Annotated in this window: 3 protein-coding genes and 1 pseudogene; 3 read left to right on the top strand and 1 reads right to left on the bottom strand. The window is 37.0% G+C overall.

The window, feature by feature from the left end; genetic code table 11:
* Positions 1-313: 313 nt before the first annotated feature.
* Positions 314-457: pseudogene (locus ACNEUN_RS06160) on the bottom strand (M13-type metalloendopeptidase); the annotation flags it as partial.
* A gap of 96 nt (positions 458-553) precedes the next feature.
* Between ACNEUN_RS06160 and cas9 the strand changes: the two are divergent.
* The 3 genes from cas9 to cas2 are packed head-to-tail and all read left to right on the top strand — an operon-like array spanning position 554 to position 5354.
* Positions 554-4102, top strand: a complete 3549-nt coding sequence (gene cas9, locus ACNEUN_RS06155) for a type II CRISPR RNA-guided endonuclease Cas9 (protein WP_463631549.1) — start codon at positions 554-556, stop codon at positions 4100-4102.
* A gap of 14 nt (positions 4103-4116) precedes the next feature.
* Positions 4117-5025 carry a type II CRISPR-associated endonuclease Cas1 gene (cas1, locus tag ACNEUN_RS06150; protein ID WP_463631547.1) on the top strand — a complete coding sequence of 303 codons (909 nt, stop codon included), beginning with the start codon at positions 4117-4119 and terminating at the stop codon, positions 5023-5025.
* Positions 5022-5354 carry a CRISPR-associated endonuclease Cas2 gene (gene cas2 / locus ACNEUN_RS06145; RefSeq protein ID WP_463631545.1) on the top strand — a complete coding sequence of 111 codons (333 nt, stop codon included), beginning with the start codon at positions 5022-5024 and terminating at the stop codon, positions 5352-5354. The genes cas1 and cas2 overlap by 4 nt, the downstream gene beginning before the upstream one ends.
* Positions 5355-5674 lie beyond the last annotated feature (320 nt).

The following is a 5674-nucleotide window of genomic DNA, read 5'->3' as shown; positions in this document are numbered from 1 at the left end:
TCAGTTAACGAACTGAGAAAGTAACGGTAAAACGCAAAATACTGTTAAAAATTCAGTTAACGAACTGAGAAAGTAACACTCAAGCAGAATTGTTTTAAATATTCATACATTCTTGCTTCGATGCACAAGAGCCTAAAGAAATAGTCAACATTCGATATACTATTAGCCCTACTGTCGTAAGGGCTATGAGCTTATTACTTACACACTTTTTGGCCTATAACCCCATATATTCACAATGGAATGTTACTAATGTAGCATTCCCATTATGTTTCTTTACAATAAGTAAATTATTTACGCGTTATTTATGCGTTATCTACGCGCTACAATCACGCGCGTTTTGCGACTTACCAAAATGTGTGCGCTCAGCAGGGTCGAGCCACATCTCGTCGCCTTCTTTAACATCGAACGCATCGTAGAACAAATCCACATTTCTAGCAATGTCGTTAGTGCGGCATTCTTGTGATTAAGCTCATGCTATGTTATAGATATTTATTACGCGAAAATCTATAGATATTTATTTTATTTATATAAATAATTGATTATGATTTTATATATGGAAGGCAATATTTCTTATGCTATCGGCATTGACGTCGGTTTAAATTCAGTAGGTCTTGCTGCAATTCGCTTGGATGGTTACGGGGAACCTATAAGAATACTTAAAGCTATGAGTGTTATTCATGATGCTGGTATTGATCCAAATGGGGCAAAAGAATCTGATACTCGTAAAGCAATTTCTGGTGTTGCTCGGCGTGTGCGCAGATTATATCGTCAGCGCAGACGTCGTTTGCGGAAACTTGATTTTCTATTGCATTCATTGGGTTGGCCTGTTGTTGAAAACAAGGATTTAGATTTTTCTGATTCGTTTATTCCATGGATTTTTCGTGCAAAACTTGCTGATGAATATATTGCGGATGAAGAACAACGTAAACAAATGTTAAGTGTTGCAATTCGTCATATTGCTCGACATCGTGGTTGGCGCAATCCTTATCAGTCAATAAAGTCAATGATGCAAGAGACTGAGTATTCTGAATTTTACGATGAGTTGCTAAAAAATATTGAAAAGTTTGCGCCAGGAGTAGGTTGTGAAGGTTGTACCCCTGCGCAATTAGTACGCGATTATCTTTTATCACAACAAGGTAAACCCTCACGTCGTTTACGTATAACTACAGACGATAAAAAGGAAGATCATCCAAACTCATTAGATCCTGTTTTACCACGTAAGCTAATGCAAAGTGACAGCATGCTTGAGATTCTTAATATTTTCAATGTGCAACATATTGATGACAAGTATGTTAGAGAGCAGATTATTAATGCTGTTTTTTATGCGAAATCTCCGCGTGGTTCTGCAGAAAATCGTGTTGGCAAGGATGCTATAACAGGAAAGGGTAAGCGTGCACTAAAGGCATCGTTAGCGTTTCAGAAATATCGAATCATATCTACTATTTCTAATCTTCGCATAAGAGAAAATTCAAAAGAACGTTGTTTAACAATAGAAGAAAAGCAAAGTGTTTATAAATTATTAACAACTTCGACTTATGAGTCTTCAAAAGAGAAAGGCTCTGAAGCGCCATTATATACTTGGATTGATGTAGCTGATTGCCTAGGAATTGAACGCTATAAGTTGCGTGGAGTAGGATCACAAATAGGAGATGGAGAATCTGTTGGTAATCGTCCGCCAATGTTGAATAGTGAGTTATCTATTATTTATGCGAAGGATGAATCTTTAAAGAAATGGTGGTTATCTGCTAATCGTACGCAAGAAGATAAAGAAGCTCTTATTGAGATATTGAGCAACACTGTAGACATAGAATCAATTCATGATAATCCTGAATATCAAGATAAATACGGTTCAGCAATAGCGTTTATTGATTCAATGGATGAAACAGAAATTGCGGCATTGGAAAATATTTCATTACCTGATGGTCGTGCTGCTTATAGTTTGGAAACATTAGATAAGCTCAATAAACAAATGCTTGAAACTGATGATGATTTATTTGAAGCGCGTAAAAAGTTATTTAATTTACCAAATAATTGGCATCCAGCTGAAGCTCCTATTGCAGAACCAACAGGTAATCCTTCAGTTGATCGAGTATTGAAAATTGTGCATCGATTCCTTATAAGTGCTAAAAATCGTTGGGGTAATCCTGAACGTATTAATATTGAACATGTTCGTTCTGGATTCAAATCTAAAAAAATGGCGAATTCATATAAGGAATTATTAGATAAACGAACCAAAGGTAAAGAAAATCTTAAAGCAATGATGCGGAATTCTTTGCATTTGGGCACGAATGATTCCATTTCAGATGCAGATATACGCCGTTATGAGGCTGTTCAACGTCAGAATGGTCAATGTTTGTATTGTGGCTCGGAGATTACTTATCATACTTGTGAGCTAGACCATATTGTTCCGCGTAAGGGGCCAGGTTCTACGAATACTCGTGAGAATTTAGTTGCTACTTGCTCATCGTGTAACGCGCAAAAGTGTAATACTCCTTTTGCAACTTGGTGCGAGCAATCTACATATTGTAAGAATCATGATATTAGTGTAGATTCTGCTATTAATAGGGTTCGTGCTTTTATTTTCCCTCCTAACTCATACGACAAACGCGGTGCTAGCCAATTCAAAAAAGAAGTTATAGCTCGATTGAAGCAAAAGGTTGGTGATGAAGCGTTCGATAATCGTTCTATTGAATCGGTTGCATGGATGGCAAACGAATTGCATCGTAGAATTGATTGGTATTATAATTCGCAGAATTATCAAACAAACAATGGTATTTCCGATATAAGTAATAAAGCTCAAACAAATGTTGGAGTTTATGCTGGGTCTCTTACTGCTATAGCAAGAAAAATGTCTGGAATTGACGGAAAACTGGAGTTCTTTGATGGTAGAAGAAAAACTCGTTTTGATAGACGCCACCATGCAGTTGATGCATCAGTAATTGCAATGATGACTCCAGGAATAGCTCAAATACTTGCAATTAAATGCAATCTGCGTGAAACACAGTTATTGCAAGGCAATAAAGTGGTTCCTGGTGGTATTGATTGGAGAGAATATCCAACGGCTAATGATCAAGGATATCAGCAATATGCTAATTGGTCTGTTCATATGAATGTGTTATTGGAACTTCTTAATGAAGAAATGAGAGCTGATCGTATTGCTGTGGTTAATTCTATTCGTTTGAGATACAGTAATTCTTCTGTTCACCAATATGAGGTAAATGCATTATTGAAGTTGCATGTCGGTGATGAAATCGACAGTGAAACAATCCGACGTGCTTCTACTCCTGCACTTTATTGTGCTTTGACAAGGAATCCTGATTATGATGTAAAAAATGGTCTTCCTAAAAATCCAAATAGAACTATCCTGTTGCATAATAAGAAGCTAAATGCTGATGATTCGATTACTTTTTTCAAAGCACAAGCAGTGCAGCTTTTCGTACGAGAAGGTTCTGCAAAGATTGGTAATTCTACCCACCATCTACGTATTTATGAATGCTCTGAAAAGTTAAAAAGTGGGAAAATTAAAAAATCTTATGGAATGATTCGTGTATTTCAAAATGATTTGCACAGACATATTCATGAAGATTTATTCTCGTGTGATTTGCCTGAGCAATCTATCTCAATGAGATATGCTGATACGAAAGTCGCTCATGCTGTGCAAACAGATAATGCTAATTATCTCGGATATCTTGTGCCTGGCGATGAGATTATCGTTGATTTTAGTCATGCTAAATTATCAGAAAATATAGGTACATTTGTAGAATTCCTAAACAAGATAGGAGCAAATTGTGCAGCATATAACCATTGGGTGGTTGTGGGTACGGACGATAAAACAACTTTGATACTTAAACCATCGATGATTTCTTCTGAAGGAATTGACAAGTTGTATTCGAATTGCAAGCGCAATAACTTTGATTATTCTTCTTATGAAAAATCTATTAATGAGATTCTAGTTGGTAAAGGTTGGCGTGTTTCGGTTAATGTGTTGGCCAAGTATAACACAGCAACTATTCGACGTAATGCGTTAGGTGAAGTGCGTTGGACATCGCATTCGCATTTACCTATTTCTTGGCGTTGGGATACTGGAGAAAATAGAGAATAGAGAATAGAGGAATTATGCAGAATGCTTGGCGTGTGATTGATTGCACTAATTTACAAGGTGAATTACGGTATATTCGCGGTAGGATTTTAGTGTGTGATCACGCATTAGAGCAGAAAGTTGAAATTCCGCTAGCAGAAACGGCAATATTACTTATTGGTCTGCATTGTAATTGTTCTGCAGGTCTACTTCATCAGTGTGCTGAATATGGTACTTGCGTAATGACCTGTGATTGGCGGTGTGTTCCTATCAGTGCTATGCATTCGTGGACCAATGTTCCTACGAGAATTACAGTTCGTCAATTGTCTCAGGCAACAATGAGTGTTCCTCGAAGAAAAGCAGCGTGGGCTCAGATTGTTCGCGCGAAAATACGTGGACAAGCAGCTTGCCTCGATTTATTAAATAAAGAGGGAGGTGGATTATTACGAGGACTATCTAATACTGTTCGTTCTGGAGATATAACGAATAGGGAAGGCCAAGCTGCTCGTGAATATTGGAAACGTATTTTTCCAAAGGAAGAAGATTTTCATCGTAAACCAGGGTCTGGCCAAGATAGGAATGCTTTACTTGACTATGCTTACATGGTGTTGCGTGGTTTCTCCATTCGTGCAGTTCTATCTGCTGGCCTTAATTCAACAATGGGTATGAATCATCATAATGGTACCAATTATTTCTGCTTAGCAGATGACATAATTGAACCATTTAGACCAGCTGTTGATTATGCTGTTTCAAAATTATCGTTCTCAGATACTCCAAATGATAAAGCAGTTAAAAAGTATTTAATCGACAGTGTTAATCAACAGTTTAATGGTTCTGGACATACGATTCCTAGTGCCTTATCTGATTTAGCTCAATCATATGGTATTTATGTGGAAAAAGACGTGGAAGAATTTCAAGTACCACAATTCGTAAGGAGTGAATTATGAAAGTCGATGAGGACAGTGGTGGCATGTGGTGTTTAGTAATGTTTGATTTACCAGTGAAAACAAAAGTAGAGCGTCATGCTGCAACTGTATTTCGCAATATGCTGCTTGATATGGGATATGCAATGGTGCAATTTTCTGTATATATTCGTTATAGTCCCACTCAAACAGGAAATAGAACTTCAGTAAAAATAATTAAGGATAATCTTCCGCCGCGTGGATCTATACGCATTTTACATGTAAGTGATCATCAATGGTCATCTGCGCAACGTTATTACAATGCCAGGCAAGAAAAGAAAGAAGAAACCCCAGATATCGCTATGCTTTTTTAATCGTAAAAAGCTTTATAATAGTTGAAATTCTACCATTCTTGACGATATACCAATTATATCAAGAATGGTAGAAGCTAATTTTCAACGTGTTTGTGCCGTCCCCTTATTAGTCCTCAATTATATCAAGAATGGTAGAAGCTAATTTTCAACAGAAAAGCAGAGTATGAGATAGAAGAACCAATTATATCAAGAATGGTAGAAGCTAATTTTCAACACGCGAACTCTAACTGGTGGGATTTGACACAATTATATCAAGAATGGTAGAAGCTAATTTTCAACACGCGAACTCTAACTGGTGGGATTTGACACAATTATATCAA

The sequence above is a fragment of the Gardnerella sp. C0684A1 genome, assembly GCF_055326835.1.
This window is presented reverse-complemented; position numbering and strand designations above follow the sequence as displayed.

Excerpts from the sequence above, each read along its gene's own strand:
- cas9 (WP_463631549.1), top strand. The coding sequence starts at position 554 with ATGGAAGGCAATATTTCTTATGCTATCGGCATTGACGTCGGTTTAAAT.
- cas1 (WP_463631547.1), top strand. The coding sequence starts at position 4,117 with ATGCAGAATGCTTGGCGTGTGATTGATTGCACTAATTTACAAGGTGAA.
- cas2 (WP_463631545.1), top strand. The coding sequence starts at position 5,022 with ATGAAAGTCGATGAGGACAGTGGTGGCATGTGGTGTTTAGTAATGTTT.